Annotated in this window: 29 protein-coding genes and 1 tRNA gene; 17 read left to right on the top strand and 13 right to left on the bottom strand. The window is 63.2% G+C overall.

Annotation, left to right across the window (positions count from 1 at the left end):
* Positions 1-114: 114 nt before the first annotated feature.
* From crcB to ACX3OZ_RS01040, 4 genes are read left to right on the top strand one after another with little or no spacing between them, the layout of a single operon-like run.
* Positions 115-495 carry a fluoride efflux transporter CrcB gene (gene crcB, locus ACX3OZ_RS01055; protein ID WP_459095262.1) on the top strand — a complete coding sequence of 127 codons (381 nt, stop codon included), beginning with the start codon at positions 115-117 and terminating at the stop codon, positions 493-495.
* On the top strand, positions 492-1478 hold the full coding sequence (locus tag ACX3OZ_RS01050) for an RluA family pseudouridine synthase (RefSeq protein ID WP_459095263.1): 987 nt from the start codon (positions 492-494) through the stop codon (positions 1476-1478). The genes crcB and ACX3OZ_RS01050 overlap by 4 nt, the downstream gene beginning before the upstream one ends.
* A complete protein-coding gene (locus ACX3OZ_RS01045) occupies positions 1475-2137 on the top strand; it encodes an HAD-IA family hydrolase (RefSeq protein WP_459103667.1) in 663 nt (220 codons plus the stop codon). The genes ACX3OZ_RS01050 and ACX3OZ_RS01045 overlap by 4 nt, the downstream gene beginning before the upstream one ends.
* Positions 2138-2141: 4 nt before the next feature.
* Positions 2142-2921 carry an ATP12 family chaperone protein gene (locus ACX3OZ_RS01040; RefSeq protein WP_459103666.1) on the top strand — a complete coding sequence of 260 codons (780 nt, stop codon included), beginning with the start codon at positions 2142-2144 and terminating at the stop codon, positions 2919-2921.
* Here ACX3OZ_RS01040 and folK read toward each other — a convergent pair.
* From folK to rimO, 8 genes are all read right to left on the bottom strand, one after another.
* Positions 2918-3364 (bottom strand): 2-amino-4-hydroxy-6-hydroxymethyldihydropteridine diphosphokinase, encoded by a 447-nt coding sequence (gene folK, locus ACX3OZ_RS01035; RefSeq protein ID WP_459103665.1) that lies wholly within the window; start codon positions 3362-3364, stop codon positions 2918-2920. The two genes, ACX3OZ_RS01040 and folK, sit on opposite strands and share 4 nt — an antisense overlap.
* Positions 3361-3747 carry a dihydroneopterin aldolase gene (gene folB, locus ACX3OZ_RS01030; RefSeq protein WP_459103664.1) on the bottom strand — a complete coding sequence of 129 codons (387 nt, stop codon included), beginning with the start codon at positions 3745-3747 and terminating at the stop codon, positions 3361-3363. Before folB ends, folK begins: the two co-directional genes overlap by 4 nt.
* A gap of 4 nt (positions 3748-3751) precedes the next feature.
* Complete coding sequence (folP, locus tag ACX3OZ_RS01025; protein ID WP_459103663.1) at positions 3752-4615, bottom strand: dihydropteroate synthase; 864 nt, start codon at positions 4613-4615, stop codon at positions 3752-3754.
* A gap of 216 nt (positions 4616-4831) precedes the next feature.
* Complete coding sequence (locus tag ACX3OZ_RS01020) at positions 4832-6601, bottom strand: SLC13 family permease (RefSeq protein ID WP_459103662.1); 1770 nt, start codon at positions 6599-6601, stop codon at positions 4832-4834.
* 299 nt (positions 6602-6900) lie between these two features.
* The gene (cysW, locus tag ACX3OZ_RS01015; RefSeq protein ID WP_459103661.1) at positions 6901-7692 is read right to left on the bottom strand and encodes a sulfate ABC transporter permease subunit CysW; all 792 of its coding nucleotides are present in this window, start codon (positions 7690-7692) and stop codon (positions 6901-6903) included.
* A gap of 170 nt (positions 7693-7862) precedes the next feature.
* The gene (gene cysT, locus ACX3OZ_RS01010) at positions 7863-8699 is read right to left on the bottom strand and encodes a sulfate ABC transporter permease subunit CysT (RefSeq protein WP_459103660.1); all 837 of its coding nucleotides are present in this window, start codon (positions 8697-8699) and stop codon (positions 7863-7865) included.
* A 123-nt stretch (positions 8700-8822) separates the two neighbouring features.
* The gene (cysP, locus tag ACX3OZ_RS01005; RefSeq protein WP_459095271.1) at positions 8823-9806 is read right to left on the bottom strand and encodes a thiosulfate ABC transporter substrate-binding protein CysP; all 984 of its coding nucleotides are present in this window, start codon (positions 9804-9806) and stop codon (positions 8823-8825) included.
* Positions 9807-10201: 395 nt separating this feature from the next.
* Positions 10202-11533: a 30S ribosomal protein S12 methylthiotransferase RimO gene (gene rimO, locus ACX3OZ_RS01000; RefSeq protein WP_459103659.1), complete on the bottom strand. Its 1332-nt coding sequence runs from the start codon at positions 11531-11533 to the stop codon at positions 10202-10204.
* Positions 11534-11741: 208 nt separating this feature from the next.
* On the opposite strand from rimO, the gene ACX3OZ_RS00995 reads away from it, so the two are divergent.
* Complete coding sequence (locus ACX3OZ_RS00995) at positions 11742-12116, top strand: DoxX family protein (protein ID WP_459095273.1); 375 nt, start codon at positions 11742-11744, stop codon at positions 12114-12116.
* Positions 12117-12246: 130 nt separating this feature from the next.
* Entirely contained in the window at positions 12247-12624 is a 378-nt protein-coding gene (locus ACX3OZ_RS00990; protein ID WP_459103658.1) for a DoxX family protein, read from the top strand.
* A 280-nt stretch (positions 12625-12904) separates the two neighbouring features.
* Here the strand turns inward: ACX3OZ_RS00990 and ACX3OZ_RS00985 are convergent, their stop codons facing one another.
* Both ACX3OZ_RS00985 and lipB read right to left on the bottom strand, forming a co-directional pair.
* Entirely contained in the window at positions 12905-13447 is a 543-nt protein-coding gene (locus ACX3OZ_RS00985; RefSeq protein WP_459103657.1) for a DUF4282 domain-containing protein, read from the bottom strand.
* A gap of 30 nt (positions 13448-13477) precedes the next feature.
* Positions 13478-14236 carry a lipoyl(octanoyl) transferase LipB gene (gene lipB / locus ACX3OZ_RS00980; RefSeq protein WP_459103656.1) on the bottom strand — a complete coding sequence of 253 codons (759 nt, stop codon included), beginning with the start codon at positions 14234-14236 and terminating at the stop codon, positions 13478-13480.
* A 76-nt stretch (positions 14237-14312) separates the two neighbouring features.
* On the opposite strand from lipB, the gene ACX3OZ_RS00975 reads away from it, so the two are divergent.
* Together ACX3OZ_RS00975 and ACX3OZ_RS00970 are read left to right on the top strand one after the other, a co-directional pair.
* On the top strand, positions 14313-14546 hold the full coding sequence (locus tag ACX3OZ_RS00975) for a FliM/FliN family flagellar motor switch protein (protein WP_459095277.1): 234 nt from the start codon (positions 14313-14315) through the stop codon (positions 14544-14546).
* A gap of 130 nt (positions 14547-14676) precedes the next feature.
* Positions 14677-14761, top strand: a tRNA-Leu gene (locus tag ACX3OZ_RS00970).
* A 63-nt stretch (positions 14762-14824) separates the two neighbouring features.
* On the opposite strand, the gene ACX3OZ_RS00965 is transcribed toward ACX3OZ_RS00970, so the two are convergent.
* On the bottom strand, positions 14825-15703 hold the full coding sequence (locus tag ACX3OZ_RS00965; RefSeq protein WP_459103655.1) for a LysR family transcriptional regulator: 879 nt from the start codon (positions 15701-15703) through the stop codon (positions 14825-14827).
* 142 nt (positions 15704-15845) lie between these two features.
* On the opposite strand from ACX3OZ_RS00965, the gene ACX3OZ_RS00960 reads away from it, so the two are divergent.
* Genes ACX3OZ_RS00960 through ACX3OZ_RS00950 form a run of 3 tightly spaced genes read left to right on the top strand, consistent with a single transcriptional unit; the run spans position 15846 to position 16783 of the window.
* Complete coding sequence (locus ACX3OZ_RS00960) at positions 15846-16253, top strand: hypothetical protein (protein ID WP_459095291.1); 408 nt, start codon at positions 15846-15848, stop codon at positions 16251-16253.
* Complete coding sequence (locus ACX3OZ_RS00955; RefSeq protein ID WP_459103654.1) at positions 16250-16573, top strand: hypothetical protein; 324 nt, start codon at positions 16250-16252, stop codon at positions 16571-16573. The genes ACX3OZ_RS00960 and ACX3OZ_RS00955 overlap by 4 nt, the downstream gene beginning before the upstream one ends.
* A gap of 9 nt (positions 16574-16582) precedes the next feature.
* Positions 16583-16783 carry a hypothetical protein gene (locus tag ACX3OZ_RS00950; RefSeq protein WP_459095293.1) on the top strand — a complete coding sequence of 67 codons (201 nt, stop codon included), beginning with the start codon at positions 16583-16585 and terminating at the stop codon, positions 16781-16783.
* Here the strand turns inward: ACX3OZ_RS00950 and ACX3OZ_RS00945 are convergent.
* Positions 16780-17151, bottom strand: coding sequence for an MmcQ/YjbR family DNA-binding protein (locus ACX3OZ_RS00945; RefSeq protein WP_459095294.1), 372 nt, complete (start codon positions 17149-17151; stop codon positions 16780-16782). The two genes, ACX3OZ_RS00950 and ACX3OZ_RS00945, sit on opposite strands and share 4 nt — an antisense overlap.
* 100 nt (positions 17152-17251) lie before the next feature.
* Here ACX3OZ_RS00945 and mgtE point away from each other — a divergent pair, with 100 nt between their 5' ends.
* From mgtE to ACX3OZ_RS00915, 6 genes are all read left to right on the top strand, one after another.
* On the top strand, positions 17252-18667 hold the full coding sequence (gene mgtE, locus ACX3OZ_RS00940) for a magnesium transporter (protein ID WP_459095295.1): 1416 nt from the start codon (positions 17252-17254) through the stop codon (positions 18665-18667).
* A gap of 358 nt (positions 18668-19025) precedes the next feature.
* Positions 19026-19703, top strand: coding sequence for a glutathione S-transferase family protein (locus ACX3OZ_RS00935; protein ID WP_459095296.1), 678 nt, complete (start codon positions 19026-19028; stop codon positions 19701-19703).
* Positions 19700-20125 (top strand): DUF1489 family protein, encoded by a 426-nt coding sequence (locus ACX3OZ_RS00930; RefSeq protein ID WP_459095297.1) that lies wholly within the window; start codon positions 19700-19702, stop codon positions 20123-20125. Before ACX3OZ_RS00935 ends, ACX3OZ_RS00930 begins: the two co-directional genes overlap by 4 nt.
* 122 nt (positions 20126-20247) lie before the next feature.
* A complete protein-coding gene (locus tag ACX3OZ_RS00925; RefSeq protein WP_459095298.1) occupies positions 20248-20928 on the top strand; it encodes a VWA domain-containing protein in 681 nt (226 codons plus the stop codon).
* On the top strand, positions 20925-21638 hold the full coding sequence (locus tag ACX3OZ_RS00920) for a DnaJ domain-containing protein (protein ID WP_459103653.1): 714 nt from the start codon (positions 20925-20927) through the stop codon (positions 21636-21638). Before ACX3OZ_RS00925 ends, ACX3OZ_RS00920 begins: the two co-directional genes overlap by 4 nt.
* Before the next feature lie 88 nt (positions 21639-21726).
* Entirely contained in the window at positions 21727-22569 is an 843-nt protein-coding gene (locus ACX3OZ_RS00915; protein ID WP_459103652.1) for a division plane positioning ATPase MipZ, read from the top strand.
* 23 nt (positions 22570-22592) lie between these two features.
* Here ACX3OZ_RS00915 and ACX3OZ_RS00910 read toward each other — a convergent pair whose 3' ends face one another.
* Positions 22593-22862, bottom strand: coding sequence for a hypothetical protein (locus ACX3OZ_RS00910; protein ID WP_459095301.1), 270 nt, complete (start codon positions 22860-22862; stop codon positions 22593-22595).
* Positions 22863-22914 lie beyond the last annotated feature (52 nt).

Here is a 22914-nt window from a genome sequence, read left to right as displayed (position 1 = left end):
GCATCCGACCCTGCATCCGTCACCCCCTTCAGAATCGGCGCTAACCTAGTGCAAAATCTGTCAAAATGCTTCCCTTCACACAGGTGAATTGCCCAATTGGTTGATCTTGTGCAAATGCGCGCGCTGCTGTTGGTGGGGTTGGGCGGCGCTATCGGCGCTATCAGCCGCTACGGTCTCGGCAGCGTGATCGGCCGATTTTGGCCCATGTCCTTCCCGCTGGCCACGCTGTTGATCAATATTATCGGTTCGCTCGCCATGGGCCTGTTCATTGGCCTGCTGGCCCGGTTCCTGCCGGCCTGGCAGGACAGTGCGCGCCTGTTTGTTGCCGTCGGATTGCTGGGCGGTTTCACCACGTTTTCGGCGTTTTCGCTCGAAACCGTGGTGCTGCTAGAGCGTGGGGAACTGTTGTTGGCGGGGACCTATGTGCTGTTGTCGGTTGTGGTTTGTGTGATTGGGCTTTATCTCGGGCTTTTGGTGACCCGAGGCGTGGCATGAGTGGCGTACAACAGCGACAGGTAGAGAGTGACGAAGACGGGATGCGTCTGGATCGCTGGTTTGCTTATCACTTCCCCCAGCTCGGCTTCGGCCGGCTGCAAAAATTGATCCGTAATGGCGAGATCAAGGTCGACAAGGCCAAGGTGACCACCAGCACGCGGTTGTTGCCGGGCCAGACCGTGCGCATCCCCCCGATCGATGATGCGGACACCCCCAAGCCGGTCAAGCTCAACGACGGCGATGCGGAATTCTTGCGCGGGCTGATCCTTTATGAAGACGACGATATCTACGTCTTCAACAAGCCATCCGGTCTTGCCGTGCAGGGCGGCAGCGGCACCACGCGCCACCTCGATGGCATGCTCAAGAGCCTTCCCAATGCCAAGGGAGAAGCCCCGCGTCTGGTGCATCGGCTTGACCGTGACACCTCCGGGTGTCTGGTGGTGGCCAAGACCAAAGCGGCGGCCAGCCATTTCGGCACCGTGTTCCGCTCGCGCTCGGCCCGCAAGATCTATTGGGCTATCGTGGCCGGCAACCCGCATCCCCAGCAGGGCGAAATCTCCTGCTTCCTGGCGCGCCAAAGCACTGCCGATGGCGAGCAGATGGTGGTGGTCCGCAATGGCGCCCCCGGTTCGCAGCATTCGCTGAGCTATTATTCCACCACCGATACCGCCAGCCGGCGCTTTGCCTGGGTCACGTTGAAGCCGGTTACCGGCCGCACGCATCAGCTGCGCGTCCACATGGCACAGCTCGGCACCCCGATCATCGGCGACCCGCGCTATTTCAATATCGAGAACTGGCAGGGCGCCCCGGGCCTTAGCGAAGGCCTGCATCTGCATGCCCGTCGCATCGCGCTGCCGCTGCGCAATGGCAAGCGGCTGGACATGTCCGCCCCGCTGCCGCCGCACATGCGGGCCAGCTTCGAGACATTGGGCTTTGATCCGGACCGCTATGATGTCAGCGGCGACCCCGAGGATGGGAAATGAAACTCGTCGTCTTCGACATGGATGGTACGCTGATCGACACCCAGGCGCTGATCAGCGAGCACATGGCGACCACTTTTGCCGGGCGCGGCCTCACCGTGCCGACGCCGGCAGAGGCGCGTCGGGTCATCGGCCTGTCGCTGCCCCTGGCGCTGGCCCGGCTGGCCCAGACCGAAGATCAGGTGCTGATCGACAATCTGGTGGATGACTACAAGACGCATTATCGCGCCTCGCTGCTCACCGAAGACAGCCGCGAAGGCCTGTTCCCCGGCACGTTGGAGGCGCTGAACCTGTTGCAGGCGCGGCCCGATACATTGCTCGGCATTGCCACCGGCAAGGGCCTGTCCGGCGTGCATCGCATTCTGGCGCTGCACCAGCTTGACGCCCATTTCGTCACTCTGCAGACGCCCGACCACAATCCCTCCAAGCCCCATCCCGGCATGCTGGAAACCGCCATGCGCGAAACCGGCGCCGTCCCCGCCGAAACCGTGATGATCGGCGACACCACTTTCGATATCGAAATGGGTGTGAACGCCGGCTGCAAAACCATTGGCGTTACATGGGGTTACCACGAGCCGGCCGAACTCATCGCTGCCGGCGCCTCTCTCATGATCGACCGCTACGACGAATTGCCCGGCGCGGTCGCCCAATTGCTGGATTAGACCCATGCGTGATCAGCTCGACGATATCCAGAAGCACCTCAATGACGGCTATGGCCGCGCCCAGCACCTCAACAAGGTCGAGCTGCCCAAGCGGTTCTACAAGGAGGTAGGCGTCGCGCCGGTGGAGCAGGGCTTCGTCGTGACCCTCGATGGGCGTCAGGTTCGCACGCCGGGGCATAAGTGGCCTGTTGTCGTGCCTGCGGCCAGCATTGCCACGGCCATGGCCGAAGAATGGGCGGCGCAGGGGGAATTCATCAATCCGGCGACCATGCCGATGGTGCGGTTGATCAACTCCGCCGTCGAGAGCGGTGGGGTGATGATCCCGGCGTTTCGCGAGGAAGTGCTCAAATTCGCCGCTGGCGATTTGCTGCTCTATCGCGCTGAGGCGCCACAGAAATTGGTGTCGGAGCAGGAGCAGGCCTGGGACAAGGCGCTGGTGACTCTGGCGCGCCATTTCGGCATTAGCTTCCAGCCCACCGTGGGCATCATGCACCAGCCGCAGCCGCAGACGACGCTCGACCGACTGGCCGAGGCGATGTCCGAGGAAAACCTGTTCACGCTGACGGCTTTGGTGTCGATCACCGGGCTGACTGGTTCAGGACTATTGGCTATCGGCTTGTGGGCGCAGCTGTTTTCGCCCGACCAGGTGTGGCAGGCCGCCCATGTCGATGAGGACTACCAGATCTCGCAATGGGGTCAGGACGAGGAAGCCGCCGAGCGCCGCGCCATGCGCCGGGTCGAGTTCGATACCGCCGTCGCCGTGGTCGACGCGATGCGCGCTTAGCCCCGGTTTGCCGCCGTCTCAACCACCCAGGTACTCACCTGCGGGGCGATTTCGCTGAGGGGTGTCAGCACGAAATCGCGCTCGTGGGCGTAGGGGTGGGGCAGGGTCAGGCGGGGGGTGTTCAGCACTAGCTGGTCATAGGCGATGATGTCGAGATCGATCAGTCGCGGGCCCCAGACTTCCTTGCGGATGCGGCCAATTTCCAGTTCGATGCCTTGCAGAATATCGAGCAGTTCCAGTGGCTTGAGGCTGGTTTCCAGCTCGATCGCCATATTGGCGAAGTCGGGCTGGTCGGTCTTGCCCCAGGCTTTGGTGATGATCACCCGTGACTGTTTGGTGATGCTGATCGCGTCGTGGGAATCGATGCGGCGCAGCGCTTCGGCCAGTTGCGCCGATGGATCGCCGATATTGGCGCCAAGGCTCAGCCAGGCCTTTGACATCATTGGGGTTTCCGCGCCCGATGCAATTCGATGGCGGCCTCGCCGCGAACCATGGCAATCGGCGCTTCCGGCTTGCGCAGGCGGATGATCACCCAGGTAACGCCTTCAAAACTCTCGAAAATTGCGTCGACGATGTTCTGCGCCACCGCTTCCAGCAGCTTCATCCGCCTGGCCTCGAAGGCGGCTTTGATCACGTCATAGATATCCGCATAGGAAATGCCGGTGCTGAGCCGGTCGGTGCTGGCCGGGACCGACAGGTCGGCGCCCAGTTCGATATCGATGAAGAATCGCTGACCCAGCGTCGCCTCCTCGGCGAAGACGCCGTGGTAGCCGTAAAAGCCCAGGTCTTTCAGGATGATACGGTCGCCCGTAAAGCTTTCGGCCATCTGGCTACCTCAGTTCTGCGGGCGGACCATACAGCGTTGCCTGCGCCACGCGAAGGGCATCGCGGTTGGCGCGCACGTCATGCACGCGAAAGATATGCCCGCCATTGCTGTATCCCAGGACGGTGGTCGCCAGCGTGCCGGCCAGCCGGTCTTCCGGTTGATTTTCCAACAGTTTTCCGATCATCGACTTGCGCGACGTACCGATCAGCATAGGCAGCATTGTCTGGCAGCATGCTTGCGGAATGCTGGCGGTTTTCTTGAGGATTTCATAATTTTCGGCGAGGGTTTTGCCGAAACCGAAGCCGGGATCGAGAATGAGCCGGTCGGTACTCAAGCCAGCGGCTGTCGCCAGCGCGATACTGCGAGCGAAATAGCTGGCCATCGCCTCGAGGATGGGCACGGCAGTGTCGCGCGCCTTGTCCCAGTGCATGGCGATCACCGCTGCATTGTGCAGCGCGGCGACTTCGGCCATTTCGGGCGCGCCTTGCAGGCCGTGGACGTCGTTGATGATCGACGCGCCGGCCTGCAGCGCCTGATCGGCGACCAGCGGCTTGTAGGTGTCGACGGAGATCGGGGCGGTGATGCCGGCGGCGATCAGTGCGTCGATGACTGGCATGACGCGATCGAGTTCCTGTTGCACGCCGACCGGCTCGGAGCCGGGGCGGGTGCTCTCGCCGCCGATATCGATGATGTCGGCCCCATCGGCCAGCATCTGCCGGGCGTGGGCGACGGCGCTGGCGACGAGGTTATGCTGGCCACCATCGGAGAAGCTGTCGGGGGTGACGTTGAGGATGCCCATGACCAGCGGCGTCTGGCCGAGGATCAGCGGCGCGCGGTTGGGCAGGGGGATGGTGTGGCTGGTGTGCATGGGGAGTGGTTTACGCCAGATTCGTGTGGCGGTGTAGGGTGGCGTGCTGCGGCGGAGTGGCTGGTAGTCAGACGCACATATTGCTCCAACCACAGTGTCACCCCGGCCTTGAGCCGGGGCCCATCCCCCAATGGTGCCAGTTCTCGCATCTCAGGATGGGTCCCGGCTCAAGGCCGGGATGACATGGAGTGTGGGGGACGCGTTGGTGGCAAAAAACTAAAACGGCCAGACCAGCATCAGCATGGGGACGGCGACGAGGACGACCAGGATCGAGAGCGGGGCCCCTAGGCGCCAGTAGTCGGAAAATTTGTAGCCGCCGGGGCCCATGACCAGGGTGTTGCACTGGTGGCCGATGGGGGTGAGGAAATCGCAGCCGGCGCCGATGGCCACGGCCAGCAGGAAGGCTTCGGGGGCGTAGCCGAGGCCGGTGGCGAAGGTGGCGGCGATGGGGGCCATGACCAGCACGGTGGCGGCGTTGTTGAGGAAGGGCGTGACCGCCATGGCGGCGACCATGATCAGCGCCAGCGCGCCCCAGCCCGGCATGGTGCTGGCCACCATGGAGAGCCAGCCGGCGATGATGTCGGTGCCGCCGGTGGATTGCAGGGTCGCCGAGACGGGGATCAGACAGGCCAGCATGATCAGTATCGGCGCGTCGAGCTGGGAATAGACTTCGCGCAGCGGAATCGAGCGGCTGAACACCATGGCGACGGCGGCGGCAAAGAAGGCCGGGGCGACCGGGATGAGGCCGAAGGCGGTGGCGCCCATGGCCACCAGCAGGATGGCCAGCGGCAGCAGCCCATTGCGGACGCTGCCCAATCGCAAGCCGCGCTCGACCAGCGGCAGGCAGTCCCATTCGCGCAGCAGCTCGGGCAGGCGCTTGAGATGGCCCTGCAGCAGGATCACGTCGCCATTCTGAAAACGGATCTGGCCGAGGCGGTCGGTGAAGCGCTGGTCGCGGCGGCTGATGGCGAGCAGGTTCAGCCCGGTGCGGTCGAACAGGGTCAATTCCTGCGCCGAAGCGCCGATCAGGCCGGAATTGTCGCCGATCACCGCTTCGATGACGCCGATATGGGCAGCGTCGCGGGTGGCGGCACCGCGCCGTTCGGAAAAGCTCAGGCCGGAGGTCGACACCATCTTGTCGAGGGCTTCGGGATAGCCCTCGATGATCAGGATATCGCCGGCGCGCAACTGGGCATCGGGCAAAGGGGTGCGGCGGCGGCCATTGGCGCCCATGATGCGGGTGATCATGGCCCTTCCATCGGCGGCGGCGTGAATTTCGGCGATGGTGCGGTTGATCGCCGCGCTGTCTTCGGTGACGCGGGCCTCGGTGGTGTAATTCTTGATCTCGATAGCGCGGTCAATGCCGCCATCCTCGCGCTTGCGTTCGGGCAGCAGGCGATAGCAGAAGGCGAGGAAAATCACCCCGACGATGGACAGCGCCAGCCCGGTGGGGGTGTAGTCGAACATCGAAAACGGCTTGCCGACCATTTCCTCGCGGACGCGGGAGACGATGATATTGGGCGAGGTGCCGATCTGGGTCATCAGCCCGCCGAGCAGCGAGCCGAACGACATCGGCATCAGGAACAGCGACGGCGACACCCCGGATTTGCGCGCCATCTGGAAGGCGATGGGCATCATGATGGCCAGCGCGCCAATGTTTTTGACAAAGGCGCTGAGGATGGTGACGGTGACCACCAGCAGGATCAATTGGGCGCGGGGCGTGCTGACATTGGGGGCAAAGCGCTGCACCGCCAGCTCCATGATGCCGGAGCGCGACACAGCGGCGCTGACGACCAGGGCACTGGCGACGATGATGACGATGTCATCGGCAAAACCGGTAAAGGCCTCGGCGGGCGGCACTATGCCCAGCAGCATGGAAGCCAGCAGGGCGCAGACCGCGACCACATCATAGCGCCAGCGGCCCCAGACGAACGCAACCATCATGAGCGCGATGATGGCGAAGGCGAAGATCTGCGGCAGGGTCATCAAGTGGTTCCGGCTGACATGGCGCTAGGGTCGCCGGGATGGCAGGTCCGGAGCAAGGGCAAAATCGTGTTGGGAGGCGATTATGTAGTGCAACCAATTGGCGCAGGGGGATGGGCGGTGGGGGCGTTTGTAGGTGGTTGCCCCATCCACGATGTCATCCCGGCCTTGAGCCGGGACCCATCTTGAGATCTCAGGATGGGCCCCGGCTCAAGGCCGGGGTGACACCGAGTTTGTGGAGCAATGCGGGCACCCGGATGACACCGAGCGTGTGGAGGGTGGAGGATTACGAAGGCGCTGGGTTAGCGCCAGCCGCCTTTGGCTTCGAGGGCGGATTTCAGCACCAGGGTGACCACCGCCATCAACGCCAGGGTCGAGGCGGCGGCGAAGGAGCCGGTGACGTTGAAATCGTTGAAGAGCTGGCTGATCTGCAGGGGCAGGGTGTTGGTCTGGCCGCGAATGGAGCCGGAGACCACGGAGACCGCGCCGAATTCGCCCATGACGCGGGCATTGGTGAGGATGGCGCCGTAGAGAATGGCCCAGCGGATATTGGGCAGCGTGACATACCAGAACATCTGCCAGCCATTGGCGCCGAGCGAGAGCGCGGCTTCCTCGTCTTCGGAGCCCTGCTGCTGCATCAGCGGAATCAGTTCGCGCGCCACGAAGGGGGCGGTGACGAACAGGCTAACCAGAATGATGGCGGTGAGCGAGAACATCAGCTGGATATTAGCGGCGGCCAATAGCGGCCCGAGCAGGCCCTGACCGCCATAGAGGAAAAGATAGACCGTGCCGGCGACAATCGGGCTGACGGCTGCGGGCAGCTCGATCAGGGTGATGATGAGCTGGCGACCGGGAAAGCGGAAGCGGCTGACCAGCCAGGCAATGGCCACGCCGACGCAGATATTGATCGGCACCACGATCAGCGCCGTCACCACGGTGAGGCCGATGGCGTGCAGCGTGGTGGCTTCGACGATATTGGCGAAATAGACGCCGAGCCCCTCGCGCAGGGCAAAGGCGAAAATGACCAGCAGTGGCACCAGCAGCATGATGGCAGAGAGCACGAAGGCGAGGGTGATCAGGGTCAGCTCAGCCAAGGAGCGGGGCTGGGCTGGATGGTGGTGTTCCCCTCCCCCTTGAGGGGAGGGGGTGTCGTTGGCGGTGCCTGACCGGGCGGGGCGAGTATGCTGATCGGCCGACACCCCCACCCTAGCCCTCCCCTCAAGGGGGAGGGGACCGTATGGAGCGTGTTGCGGCAGCGTGCTCATCAGCGGCTCCGATTCATGTAGCGCAGCTGCCAGGCTTGCAGGGCGTTGGTCAGCAGCAGCGTGAGGAAGGCCGCGAGCAGCAGCACGAAGGCCAGAGCGGCGGCGGCCTCGTAGTTGTATTCGTCGAGCCGGATGAAGATCAGCAGCGAGACGATTTCGGTGAGGCCGGGCAGATTGCCGGCGATGAACACCACGGCGCCGAACTCGCCGAGCGAGCGGGCGAAGGACAGGACGCAGCCGGCCATGAAGGCGGGCAGGATGGTTGGCCAGATGACGCGGGCAAACACCTGAAAGCGGGTGGCGCCGAGGGTGCGGGCGGCTTCCTCAAGGTCGACATGCACGTCTTCCAGCACCGGCTGGATGGTGCGGACGACGAAGGGAATGGACGTGAAGGTCATGGCGGCGATGATGCCGAACTGGGTGTAATTGACCTTGAGCCCGTTGGGCTCGAGGAATTGGCCATACCAGCCGGTCTTGGCGAACAGGGTGACCAGCACCAGCCCGGCGACGGCGGTGGGCAGGGCGAAGGGCAGGTCGACCAGTGCATCGAGGATGCGTTTGCCGGGGAAGCTGTAGCGGGTGAGCACCCAAGCCAGCAGCAGGCCGAAGGCGCCGTTGAGCACGGTGGCCGCAAGGGCGGAGCTGAAGGTGATGCGATAGGCCGCCAGCGAGCGGTTGGAGGCGACGATGCGCCAGAATTCGGGCCAGCCCATGCCGCTGACCTTGAGCAGCATGGCCAGCAGCGGCAGTGCCACGATGATGGTGAGATAGAGCATGGAGACGCCCAGCGTCAGCCCGAAGCCGGGCAGGAGATGCTTGCTGCGTTTCTGCGCCATGTGCCCTCACGTCGAAAGGCGGACACAATGTCCGCCTCATCTTCAATATTGTGTCTGTTGCCCCACCCCCTCCCGGCCTCCCCCGTCAAGGGGGAGGTGGGGCGCGGTGGGTGAGGCAGGGTGTTACTGGTTGAGGAACACCCGATCGAGCAACCCGCCATCGGCGAAATGTTCGGCGGCGACTTTTTCCCAGCCGCCAAAGGCGTCTTCCACGGTCACCAGACGAATCTCAGGGAAGTCGGCGGCGTGGGCGGCGGCGACATCGGCGTCCTGCACGCGGTGGAAATTGGATGCGGCGACTTCCTGGCCGGCGGGGCTGAACAGGAAGTCGAGATAGGCCTTGGCCTGCTCACGGCTGCCGCGGGCATCGACCACCTTGTCGACAATGGCGACCGGGAATTCGGAGAGGAAGCTCACCGAAGGAATGACGGCCTGGTAATTGTCGGCGCCGAGCTGGTGGCGCACGGACAGTACTTCGGCCTCAAAGCTGATCAGCACGTCGCCCAGCTCACGCTCGGTAAAGGCGGTGGTGGCGGCGCGGCCACCGGTCTCGAACACCGGCACGTTGGCGAACAACTTGGTGAGGAATTCTTCCACCTTGGCTTCGTCGCCGGCATATTCCTCAGTCGCCCAGGCGCGGGCGGCCAGATAGGTGTAGCGGCCATTGCCGGAGGTCTTGGGATTGGGGAAAATCACCTGCACGCCATCGGCGGCCAGATCGCCCCAGTCGGTGATGTTCTTGGGATTGCCGGCGCGGACGAGGAAGGCCGGGAAGGAATAGATCGGCGAGGCATTGTTGGGGAACTGGCTGGCCCAATCGGCCGCGACGAAGCCGCCCTGCACCAGCTTGTCGATATCGGTGACCTGATTGAAGGTCACGACGTCCGCCGCGAGGCCTTCGAGAATGGCGCGGGCCTGGGTCGAGGTTCCGGCATGCGACTGGTTGACGGTGACGGTGGCGCCCGACGCGGCATATGCGGTGTTCTCGGCCTCGAACAGCTCGCGGGCGATATCATAGGAGGCATTGAGGATATCGGTGGGCTGGGCAAAAGCCGGGGCCGAACCGAGGGCAATCGTCGCGGCGGCGAGGACGAGAAGCTTGTTCATGGACGCTGGTTTCCAACGAGGAGGAGGGACGTTGCCAGCTTGATGCAATGGGGTTCAGCGCGGCGTCCAGCGGTAAAGCCCTGTTCTGGATGAGTAATTTACGGGCGGGGCAGCGACGGCAATGGCGTTGCGCGGTGGGGGCGGTGGAGGGGATTTTTGTTCTGGGGGGAGGGTCACACTGGATGTCATCCCGGCCTTGAGCCGGGACCCATCTCGAGATCTGCGACAGCCGCAAGGTCGTGGTGTGATCGCCCATCTCAGGATGGGCCCCGGCTCGAGGCCGGGGTGACACCGTGGATGGGGATGCCATCTGGCAAACAAGTTGGCCGCAAAACAAAAGGCGCCGCTTGCGCGACGCCTTTTGTTTTGATTCCGAAGCAGGCCCTAGGCCGCTGTCAGTGCAGCGCTTTTAGCGGTTCGGCGAACAGGTCGTATTCGTCGCTGTCGGTGACCAGTACGTCGAGCATGTCGCCGGGCTTGATGCCGGTGGCGTTGTCGATGATCACCTGGCCGTCGATTTCGGGGGCGTCCCACTTGGAGCGGGCGATGGCGCGGTTGGCTTCGGGCTGGACGTCATCGACCAGCACCTGAATGGTGCGGCCGACCTTCTTGGCCAGCTGGCCGGTGGAGACATGCTGCGCCACTTCCATCAGGCGCTCGAAGCGGTCCTGCATCACGTCGTCGGGCACGATGCCTTCCAGCTCATTGGCCGGGGCGCCGGTGACGGGTTCATATTTGAAGCAGCCGGCGCGGTCGATTTCGGCTTCTTCGATGAAGTCGAGCATGATCTCGAAATCTTCTTCGGTCTCGCCGGGGAAGCCGACGATAAAGTTGGAACGCACTGTCAGATCAGGGACTTGGCGACGCCAGTCGAGAATTCGATTCAGCGTCTTTTCCTGATGGGCCGGACGGCGCATCGCCTTGAGGATTTTCGGCGAGGCGTGCTGGAACGGAATGTCGAGATACGGCAGCACCAGGCCTTCGGCCATCAGCTCCATCACCTGATCGACATGCGGGTAGGGGTAGACATAATGCAGGCGCACCCAGGCGCCGAGCTGGCCGAGTTCCTTGGCGAGATCATAGAACTTCGCCTTGACCGGACGGCCACGATAATTGGATTCGGCATATTTGATGTCGAGGCCATAGGCGCTGGTGTCCTGGGAGATGACCAGCAGCTCCTTGACGCCCGAACGGATCAGGCCTTCGGCCTCGCCGAGAATGCCGGCGGCCGGGCGCGAAGCCAGGTCGCCGCGAATCTGCGGGATGATGCAGAAGGAGCAGCGATTGTTGCAGCCTTCGGAAATCTTGAGATAGGCGTAGTGGCGCGGGGTCAGCTTGAGGCCCTGTTCGGGCACCAGGTCGACAAACTTGTTCGGCACCGGCGGCAGATGCTCATGCACCGCGTTGACCACGCTCTCGTATTGATGCGGGCCGGAAATGGCCAGCACCGACGGGTGGGTCTTGCGGATCAGCTCTTCTTCGACGCCCAGGCAACCGGTAACGATGACGCGACCGTTTTCGTTGAGGGCTTCGCCGATGGCTTCGAGCGATTCCTGCTTGGCGGAATCGAGGAAGCCGCAGGTGTTGACCAGCACGATATCGGCACCGGCATAGTCGCGGCTGAAGGCATAGCCCTGCGAGCGGAGCGTCGACATGATGCGTTCGCTATCGACGAGGGCCTTCGGGCAGCCGAGGCTGACGAGGCCAATTTTTGGCGCTTGGCTCATGTGAGCTTTGAGTTCCAATGTGGGAAATGTTGGCCGCGTCATATAGAAAAATTGACAGTTACGCAATGTGACTGACCCGCCGGAGAATGCGGGGCAGGTCTGCGCGCAGGTGCGGCGTGTCGAAATTGTGCCGATCCGAACGTCGCGAGCATGAGGCCCGTCACTGCGATGGCGCCTTTTGACCTGAACGTTCAAGGAGGAGCCAACAATGTTCGATCGTCTCTCCAGCTACGCGCCGCAGGCCCTGTCCGTGCTGCGTATCGTCACTGCGCTGCTGTTTGTCGAGAGCGGCAGCCAGAAGCTGTTCGGCTTCCCAACACCGTTCCCGATGCCGGTCGAGGGGCTGCTGCTGGTCGCCGGGATTCTCGAATTTGTCGGCGGCTTGCTGCTGCTGGTGGGGTTTTTCACCCGCCCGGTGGCCTTCGTGCTGTGCGGCTTCATGGCCGTGGCCTATTGGATGGGCCATGCCCCGATGGGGTTCTGGCCATCCGGCAATCTGGGCGGCGGGGCCATCCTGTTCTGCTTCATCTTCCTCAATCTGGTGTTTGCCGGCCCCGGAGCCTGGAGTTTCAACCAGCGCTAAAGTGGGCCGACGTTGCGCGGCAGCGAACAGTGCGGTCGGGATTGGTCACTTTCCGACCGGTAACGGATTGGGATAGTAGGGTTTTGCAGCGTCAAATAGGTGGCGCCATTCCAACCATGAGTTCTCACTAATGTTCGATCGCCTTTCCGCCTATCGGCCGCAGGCCCTCGCTGTGCTGCGCATCGTCACCGCGCTGCTGTTTCTGGCTCATGGCACGCAGAAGCTGTTCAATTTCCCCGCCATGCCGGACTTCGCCTTTCCGGGCGGGCTGATGCTGGTGGCCGGGCTGATCGAAGTGATCGCCGGGGTACTGATCGCCATCGGGTTGTTCACCCGCCCGGTCGCCTTCATCGCTTCGGGCATGATGGCGGTGGCCTATTGGATGGCGCATGCGCCGATGAGCCTGCTGCCGATCGAGAATTACGGCGAAACCGCCATCCTGTTCTGCTTCGTGTTTTTGTATCTGGTGTTCGCCGGCCCGGGTACCTGGAGCGTCAACAAGCGCTAAGCGACGCAACGCGATCGTCACCCTCGGGCTTGACCCGAGGGGACTGAACTTATGCTGGTGTCCGGAAGTGTAGAGCCCTCGGGTCAGGCCTGAGGGTGACGGGTGGTGGTGCTGCCAGAATGAATCGAAAAACCCGCCGAACGCATTGGTTCGGCGGGTTTTTTTGTTATCCCGCTCACCGAGTCACCCCTGGGTTTGAGCCGGGGCCCAACTCGAGATCTCAGGATGGGTCCCGGCTCAAGGCCGGGATGACATCGAGGACGTGGCTCAGCCTCAGGCCTTATTCCTTGCCCGGCGGGGTCCGCTTGGCGGTGCGGCGGGGCTTGAACACTTCGCCCGATGCGGTGGCCGGGCTGCGCAGGCCGTCGCTGGCGCTGGCACTGCTGCCGGCGGGCGGCACATAGGGGGCGGGTTCGGTGGCCGGGGTGATGTATTCGTCGGCCTCGGCATAGTCGATATCTTCGCCTTCCTCGGCGAGATCTCGGATGGCGTCGCGGACTTCGTCGAGCAGCGAAGCCGAGAAGCGCGAGCGGTTGACGGTTTCCCCGCTCGACTCATGGGCCTTGAACCACACCAGCAGCGCCTCGCAGGCGATGCGCAGCCCGACCAGCGACAGCAGGCCGAAGACGACAATCTCCAGCACGCCCCACAGCCCGTTGCCGAAGCCGAAGCCAAAACTCCAGAACAGATGGCTGATGGCCCAAAGCAGGATGGCGGCGAGGCCCAGCGCATAGAGGATGGGCACCAGCCGCGGCGACAGGATGGCGGCGAGCCGGAACAGGGTTTGCCTGGTAAACAGGCGCTTGAGGTCATCCAGGGTCATGGGGTCGTCCTCCAGGGGGCGATTCGGGTGTTATGCAACTTGGCTAGCGGCGCCGGTGCTGACAAGACTTTCCTCTGACGCAACGGTGGTGGGGCCAAAGCGTTGCTCGAAGGCGGTGCGCAGCACCGAATCCACCTCCGGCAGGTTGACCAATTGCCCGAGATCCTCAAAGCTGGTGACGCCCTGATCGGTGATGCCGCAGGGTACGATGCCGTCATAATGGCTGAGATCGGGGCTGACATTGAGCGAAATGCCGTGAAAGCTCACCCATTTGGAGACGCGCACGCCGATGGCGGCGATCTTGTCTTCCTTGAGCACGCCCTTGTCCGGACGCTTGACCCAGACGCCGATGCGGCCATCACGGCGCTCGCCGACTATATTGTGGGCGGCCAGTGTATCGATGACCCAGCCTTCCAGCCCCTGCACCAGTTGGCGGATATCGCGGCCGCGCTGGGTCAGGTCGAGCATGACATAGGCCACGCGCTGGCCGGGGCCATGATAGGTATATTGCCCGCCACGCCCGGCATCATAGACCGGGAAGCGATCGGACAGCAGGTCGCCGGCCACGGCCGAAGTGCCGGCGGTGTAAAGCGGGGGGTGTTCGAGCAGCCAGATGGCCTCCTCGGCCTCGCCAGCGGCGATGGCGGCGGCGCGGGCGCGCATGGTGGCGAGCGCTAGTTCATAGGGCACGGGGACCGCCGAAATGATCCATTGCACCGGGCGAGCGTCGATACGTGCCAGTTTGTTACTGATTTCGCTGTTCGTGCCGTTGCCTGTTAACGCTTCCATAACTATGCCTGCCGGAGAGTTGCTGCATCAGATTCAGCGGCCGCATGATCGGCCGGGACGGGTTTTTTATCTATCTATGGACACATTAGCCGATATTGAAGTGGACATCACCGTCGAGCTTGGCGCGACGACGATGCCGATCCACCATTTGCTGCGCATGGGCCGTGGCGCGGTGATCGAGCTGGATGCCAGCGAGAATGATCCGCTGAACATCTACGCCAATAATACGCTCATCGCCCATGGCGAGGTGAGTGTCGAGGACGGGCATCTGCGCGTGCTGATTTCGGAGAAGATTTTCCGGCGCGGCTAGGGCGGAACGGGGCGCAGAGAAAGTTCTGCACACCGGCATAGGCGAAAGCTGATTTAAACGCTTGAGGTTAGGGGAGACCTTTGCTACATCCCCACTCGCTTCGGCCCTCGGGCCAAGCTCTACCAAGCGTGCGGTCGTGGCGGAATTGGTAGACGCGCAGCGTTGAGGTCGCTGTGTCGCAAGACGTGGAAGTTCGAGTCTTCTCGACCGCACCAAATCACCTTCGGGTGACATGAAAAAAAGGCCGTCCTTCGGGGCGGCCTTTTTCGTTTTCGGCTTTAGCGAGAGTTTGGGCCGCGATTTTGGGCGGTGGGGCGGTTGCTCTTGATCCATGAGATGACGGATTCGGCGAGAAGCGCCGTCTCGGCCGGCAGGTTGTCGCGGATATGGGCGACGAATTCGATGTCGGGCAGGGCCGGGAGCTGCGCATCGGCATCGAGAATTTGCAGGGCATGCGGCACCGAACCGGCGTTGAGCGGGGTTACGGCGAGGGCGGCGGCGGCCATGGCGGTCAGGCTGCCCAGGCTGGGGCTGACCATGGCGATGCGCCATGCCCGGTCGGCCTTCGCCAGCGCGGCCAGCGCCGCATCGCGATAGGGGCAGGGCTCGGGGAACAGTGCCAGGGGGAGGGAGCGGTCCTGATCCAGCGCGGCGCCGCGGGCGAAGGCCCAGACCAGCGGCTCCTGCCACAGGCGGCGGCCGGTTTCGTCGCCGCGGCAGCGGCAGCCGACGATCAGATCGAGTTCGCCGCGCGCCATGCTGTCGAGCAGGGTGCTGGTGTTGGAGATATGGATTTCCAGCGTTCGGCCCAGCCTTGAGTCCTGGAATTTGCGCAACACCGACGGCAGCCAGGTGCTCATCAGATCATCCGAAGTGCCGATCCGCAGATGAAATTGGCTGCTGCCCTTCATATGGGCCAGCGCGTCTTCGCTGAGCCGCAGAATCGCCCGCGTGTAGCCGAGCAGGGCCTGGCCTTGCGGGGTGAGCGTCACTGTGCGGGTGTTGCGCTCGAACAGGGCGCAGTCGGCCTGCTGTTCGAGGCGGTGGATATGGGCGCTGACCGCCGACTGGGTCAGGTTCAGCTGCTGGCCGGCCTTGGTGAAGCTGGAGAGGCTGGCCACCGCCTCAAAGCTGCGCAGCAGCGGCAGATCGAACATGATGCCATCTCGTTTCGTACTGAATGGCATGATGATATATCGTTTTTACTAATCAATGAAGTCTGTTTAGATCGGCGCATCGCCACGAAAACAGAGGTGCCCCATGAGGTTGGCATCACGGGTTGCGACCCAGAATTGCCGTATGCGCCGCGCACTGCTGGCGCTGGTGTTTTGCATCAGTGTCCCGGCCATCGGGCTGGCCGAGGATGAACCGCTCATTCCCGACGACGCGGTCGAAGTCGAGGTGCAGGACGATATCACCGTCCATTTCTGGCAGACCGACATCATCAACCCCACGGCGATGATCGCCGACATGGTGGGGGTGTCGAGCCAGTTCCGGGATGGCGAGTCGATCCTCGGGCAGGTGTTTTTCAAGACGCCGATCCCGCTGACCGAACTCGAGGCCATGACCAGCGCCAAAAACTCATCTTCCATGTCGTTTCGGTGTGACCGCGGCGGCCTCTATCAAATCGAAGGGCATGACGTGATTGCCGGCGTGAACTGCGTGCTGGTCACGGATGCTCAAATTCCAGCAAACAGGCAGAAATGATGTTTCGTTCAGCACTGATTTTAGCCCTGGTGGCGGCGCCGCTGGCGGGCGTGGCCCAGGGCAGGGATTTTTCCTCGGCCATCGAGCCGGTGCCGGTTCTCACCCAGCTCTATGACGAGGCCGATTCGCGCTGTCGCCTCGCCAAGATCGATAGCGTCGAGGTCGATGTGGCCTGTGTCTCGAGCTCGATCTATGGTGTGGCGCTCAATGACAAGAACTGGTGTCGCGGCCGCCAAGGGCAGTCCAATGCCGAGATGGACTGGCATGAATGTGGCGAAGATTCGATGCGCTTCCCGCCGGTTGAATTGCCGGGTCTTTAGGGCAGGGCCATGGCCAGCTCGCTGGGGAAAGCCATTCGGCGCTGGCTGCGCCGGATGCAGGATTGTGGGGACAGCGAGGCGGAGCAAAGGCACTGGCAGGCCGATCCCTTCGCCCACCCGGCGATCCAGCGCATGACGCCGGCGCAGCTTGCCGATCTGCCCATCCGGCGGCCGGCTTGCCCGGGCCGGGCGGGGGACAAACGGCGCTAATCTGCCTTCGGCAACACACCGGGACGCTGGCTGGCCAGCTTGGCCGGGGCCTTGAAGCGCCAGGCGTCTTCGAGGCGTAGCGAGAGTTCCTCGTCGGCGATGGCATCGAGGTGGATCAGCACGGCCGGGTAGCCGACATAATGGGCGGTCTCGAAATAGATTTCGGGCGAAATTTCCATCAGCAGCGTCTTCTGCTCGGGCGGACATTGCAGCACCAGCGTCGCGGCGTCCTTGAGCCGGACGAAGGATTTGTCGCGCACCTTGAGCGACGGCGTGCCGTAGCTGGTGGCGCGGGTCAGCGCGGGCAGGGCCCGGGCGTGGGCCAGGCGTTCGATGCGGGTAAAGATTTGGTCGAGATCGGTTTTCATCGTCTAACCCTCTCAAATCGCTGTTCCCAGTCTGGCGGATTGCTGTGTGATTGGCTACAGCTTGGGTGCCCCGAAACCTCGGACACACAAGGGCCCCCACATGAGCACAGATCCCGAGACCTTGCCCGGCCACCAGGCCGGGATCGATCCTAATGCGTTGCGCGATGCGGACGACCGCATCAGTCCGCTCTGGCTGGAACGTTTGCACGCCTATTTGGCTGCGGGCCGGGATGACGATGTCGCCACGGTGATCGCGCCGCTGCATGCGGCCGACGTCGGCGACGTGCTCGAATCGCTCGACGCCGAGGAACGGCTGCATCTGGTGCGGGTGCTGGGCGACCGCTTCGACTATCTGGCGCTGACCGAGGTCGACGAGTCGGTTCGTATCGAGCTGATGGAGGAACTGCCCAACGCCGATATCGCGCGCGGCGTGGCCGGGCTCGAAAACGACGACGCCGTCGCCATTCTCGAGGACATGGATCAGGAAGACCGGGACGAGGTTCTGGCCAAGCTGCCGACCTTCGAACGGCTCAGCCTGAAGCGGAGTCTCGATTTTCCCGAAAAATCCGCCGGGCGGCGGATGCAGACCGCGTTTATCGCCATTCCGCCGTTCTGGACGGTGGGGCAGACCATCGACTATCTGCGCAGCGAACCGGACCTACCCGACGAATTCTACCAGATCTATGTGGTCGACGCGGCCTATCAGGTGCTGGGCACGATTCCGCTGGATAAATTCCTGCGGGCGCCGCGGGTGACCTCCATCGAAGCGCTGATGAACATTAATTTCGTGGTGGTCGCCGCCGAGGAAGACCAGGAAGAAGCGGCGCGCGATTTCGAGCGCTACGATCTGGTCGAAGTCGGCGTCATCGACGAGGGCAAGCGGCTGGTTGGCGTGCTGACCATCGATGACATCGTCGACGTGATCCACGAAGAAGCCGACGAGGATATCAAGCTGCTGGCCGGCGTCGGCGACGAGGATATTTCCGACACCATCGTCGATACGGTGCGCAGCCGCGCGCCCTGGCTGCTGGTCAATCTGTTCACCGCGGTGGCGGTGTCCTTCGTGATCGGGCTGTTCGACGGCACCATCGAACATATGGTGGCGCTGGCGGTGCTGATGCCGATCGTCGCCTCGATGGGTGGCAATGCCGGCACCCAGACCATGACGGTGACGGTGCGGGCGCTGGCGATGCGTGAACTGGACGGGCGGCGACTGCGCCGGCTGATCGGCCGCGAGATGCTGGTCGGGCTGGCCAATGGCGCGATTTTCGCGGTGTTGATCGGGCTGGTGACCTGGCTGCGCTTCGACAATCTGCAATTGGGGGCGGTGATCGCCTCGGCCATGATCATCAATCTGGTGGTGGCTGGCACGGCGGGGATTCTGACGCCGGTGCTGCTGGATAAATTCAAGGCCGACCCGGCCATCGCTTCGGCGGTGTTCGTGACCACGATGACTGATGTGGTTGGATTTTTTGCCTTTTTGGGCATTGCCGGGCTGTGGTTCGGGCTGTTTTGAGGCCGCTAAAATGCCACTAATCCGGCTATCTCGCGGTTAACTCTGCGCTTTAGCCGGCTGTGGAGTGTGGCAACTTCGCCGCTTGCAAAGATTTTGTGACGCAGTTAACGGTTTGCTACCGGCGCCCTGACGAACAAAGTCAGGCCCGGAGTGAACGGCTGACAAGGAGCGATCATGCGAAGTCAACCGAAGGCCACCATTTGGCGGGCTGCAAGCTGGACCCTGGTTTGTCTGCTGTCGATGGGATTGGTTTTCTCCATTATTGCTGGCGTATAGACGCTGGGAGTTTTTCACTTACAGCAATTTTGAAGGGCGCCCGGGCCACTGGGGCGCCCTTCTTTCTTCCCGGGAGGCAGATGTGAAGCTCTTGATCGGCAATCGCAATTATTCGACCTGGTCGCTGCGGCCCTGGTTGGTGCTGCAGCATTTCAACATCCCCTTCGAGGACGAAGTGCTGCAATTGCAGGGCGAGGGTTTTCGCGACGTGCTGGCGCAGCGCTCGCCGACCGGCCGGGTGCCGGTATTGCTCGATGGTGATCTGACCCTGGTCGAAACCATCGCCATCATCGAATATCTGGCCGACCGTTTTCCCGACAAGGCGATCTGGCCGGCCGATATTGCTGACCGGGCTCGGGCGCGGGCGGTTTCGGCCGAAATGCATGCCGGCTTTCAGGCGCTGCGCAGCCATGCCCCGATGAATTTGCGGGCGTCTCATCCCGGCAAGGTCAGTCGCGACAGCGTGGCCAAGGATCTGCACCGGGTAGAGACGCTGTGGGGCGAGCTGCTGGGGCGCTCGGGCGGGCCGTTCCTGTTCGGGGCGTTCACGGCGGCCGACGCCATGTTTGCGCCGCTGGCGACCCGGCTGCGCACCTATGGCCTGCCGATCTCCGATGTGGCGGCCGAGTATGTCGAAGCGATTTATGGCCTGCCGGCGTTTCAGGACTGGCTGGCGCTGGCGCTGCGCGAGCCGTGGATTGTCGATGAGGACGAGATCGACGTCATTCAGGGGCGGGTGAAGCCGGGGACGCTGACATGATCCACATGATCAAGCTGTGCGTCGGGGTGAAGTCGCTGGCCGAACTCGAATCCTATCGCGATGAGCGGGCCCATTGGTGGGATGCCGATTACGGCGAGGATGTGCATGTGCATCGCACCCGCATGATGCCCAAGCGTGCCGCCGAAATGGAAGGGCAGTCCTCGATCTATTGGGTGATCGCCGGGCAGGTGGTGTGCCGACAGAAGATTTTGCGGCTGGCCACCCATACCAATGCCGAAGGCATCAATTACTGCGACATCATCATGACGCCCGAACTGGTGAAGACGGTGCCCTATCCCAAGCGCCCGTTCCAGGGCTGGCGTTATCTGCGCCCCGAAGACGCGCCGCCCGATCTCGGCGCGAACGAGAATGCCGACTCGCTGGCCCTGGCGGCCGATCTGGCGAAGCTTGGGCTGATCTGAGGTTTCCACAAACCCCGGATGACACCGTGGGTGGAAGCGCGCGCGGGCTTGCGGCTCGGGCGGGTGGGCCACATATTGAAGCCATGAGCAAAAAAGACCCGGTTGCGCGTCCCACGACAGGCATGCCCCAAACCAGTGCGGTGAGTGGCGATATTGCCGCCTTCGTCAAGCAGGTGGGCAAAATGGCACGGCCCAATGCGGCGCAGGACGGGCGCTTGCTGTTCGCGCTGGATGCGACGATGAGCCGGCAGCCGACCTGGGACCTGGCCTGCACACTGCAGGCGGAGATGTTCCGCGCCATTCCCAAGGACAGCGCCTTGCAGGTGCAGTTGCAGTATTTTCGCGGCTTTGGCGAATGCCGCGCCTCCAAATGGGTGGCCGATGCTGGCGCGCTGGCCAAGCTGATGACCGGAATTGCCTGCCAGGGCGGCAATACGCAGATTTCCAAGGTATTTGCCCATGCGCGGGCCGAACATACGAAGCGTCGAATCAACGCCGTCGTGTATGTCGGTGATGCGATTGAGGAAAATGTCGATGACCTGGCCGAGAAAGCCGGTCAGCTGGGACTGTTGGGGTGTCCGATGTTCGTATTTCAGGAGGGGCGGGACGCCCGGGTCGAGGCGGCGTTTCGCGAATTCGCCCGGCTGACCAAGGGCGCCTATGCGCGGTTTGACGCCTCGGCGCCGCAGGAGCTGGCGGCGCTGCTCAAGGCGGTGGCGGCCTATGCCAGCGGCGGGCGCGACCTGCTGAAGCTGCAGGGCAGCGCGCCGGCCCAGGCGCTGCTGGCGCAGTTGCCGCGATGAGTTATTTTTTCCTCGGCGGCTTTGCCCTGCTGGCCGCGCTGGCGGCCTATCAATATCTGCGCAAGCTGGGCCGGCATCGGGTGATGCGCGGGCTGCGCTGGGTGGTCGGCGGCGGCGCGGCGCTGCTGACGGTCGGGTTGCTGCTGCTGCGGCGCTTCGACATCGCGCTGTTTGTCGGCGCGGCGGCGGTTTCGGTGCTGCGCAGTGGCCGGCTCGGGCCCTATTCCTTCGATGGCGGTGGCGTCGGGCAGGGCGGCGGCAATGTCTCGCGGGTCAAAAGCCCCTATTTCATGATGGAACTGGACCATGACACCGGCACGGTGACCGGCAACGTCACCGCCGGGCAGTTTGCCGGGGCCGATCTGATGGATCTGGGCGAATTCCACACCCGCGCGCTGATCGACGAAATTTCCGGGGACGCCGATAGTGTCAGCCTGCTGGAAAGCTGGCTCGACGCCAATCGCAGCGGCTGGCGCGAATATTTCGCCGGACAGGCGGAGGAGCCGCAGGATGCGCCGAATGCGGCGCGAGCTTCAGGCGATCCGCTGGCCGAAGCCTATGAGGTGCTGGGCTTGCAGCCGGGCGCCAGTGATGACGAGATTCGAGCGGCGCATCGTGAACTGATGAAAGCGGTGCATCCCGACCATGGCGGCTCGAGCTATCTGGCCTCGAAAATCAACGAAGCCCGCGACCGGCTGCTCAAGCAGTAGCATTGTTGCCGCATGGCGGCGTTAACGCCCCATTAACCATGAATGCCCCTGTTAGCAGACTTGGTGAAGCGCTGATTTGGAGCGGTCGATGTCGCGTGACGGGGCGCATGTCATTGTGGTTGGCAATGAGAAGGGCGGGTCGGGTAAATCGACCACGGCCTTTCATCTGGCGGTGTATCTGCTCTATGCGGGCCATCGCGTTGCCACCATCGATGTCGACAGCCGGCAGCAGACGCTGACGCATTATGTCCGCCATCGGCGGGCGCATTGCCAGCAGACCGGCCGCAGCCTGCCCAGTCCGACGCATTTCCATCTGCCATCGGCCTGGGGCGACTCGGTCAAGGAAAACCACAAGGCCGAGTTCGAGGTGTTTCGCCGCGCCGTCAGCGAGGTCGAGAACAGGGTCGATTTCCTGATCATCGACACGCCGGGCTTCGACACCAATCTGACGCGGCTGGCGCATTCGCTGGCCGATACGCTGGTGACCCCGGTCAATGACAGCCTGATCGACATCAACGTGCTGGCCCGCATTGATCCTGAAAGCGGCCTGCCGATCGAATCCAGCCATTATGCCAGGCTGGTGCAGCGGGCCCGCGCCGAGCGGCTGGCGATGGATGGCAGTAGCGTCGACTGGGTGCTGGTGCGCAACCGCATCTCCATGCTGGCGTCGCGCAATGCGCGGCAGGTTCACACCACGCTGGAGGGCATTGCCACGCGGTTTGGTTGTCGCATGGCTGACGGCATCGCCGAGCGGGTGATTTTCCGCTCGCTATTCGCCAGCGGCCTGACGGTGTTCGATCCGCTGGAGGGGGAGGGCGAGGCGTCCTCGGTGTCCCATGTCAGCGCAAGGCAGGAATATCGCAATCTGGTGGGCGCGCTGAATCTGCCGGCGCGTGAATTAGCGGCGGAGCCAGCCCGCCTCTCGGCCTGAACAACAGGCGAAATTGACGGGCCTTAGCGCTCGCCAAAAAACATGCTGATAGCGCGGGCGCCGCCGGGGGCGAAGACGTCGAGGTCGATAGCGACCGGCTCCTGCACCATGCGGCGCGTGCGGGCCGACAGGGCCAGCACCACACCGAGCAGATCGCCGACGCCACGCTTGCGCGGCAGCAGGCGCTGGGTCATTCCGGCCAGAGCGCGATTGCGCACGGCCATGTTTTCCGAGGCGAGACTGGACCGGCCGACAAAATTGGCAAGATCCAGCAGGGCAGTATTTTCGCTCATTGGGCTACTCCAAACACAGGCGCCAATTTGCTCCCCGAATGGCCGGCGCTCT

The organism is Devosia sp. A369, from assembly GCF_054489345.1.
The sequence above is the reverse complement of the archived record's forward strand: the minus strand, read 5'-3'. Positions and strand labels throughout refer to the sequence as shown.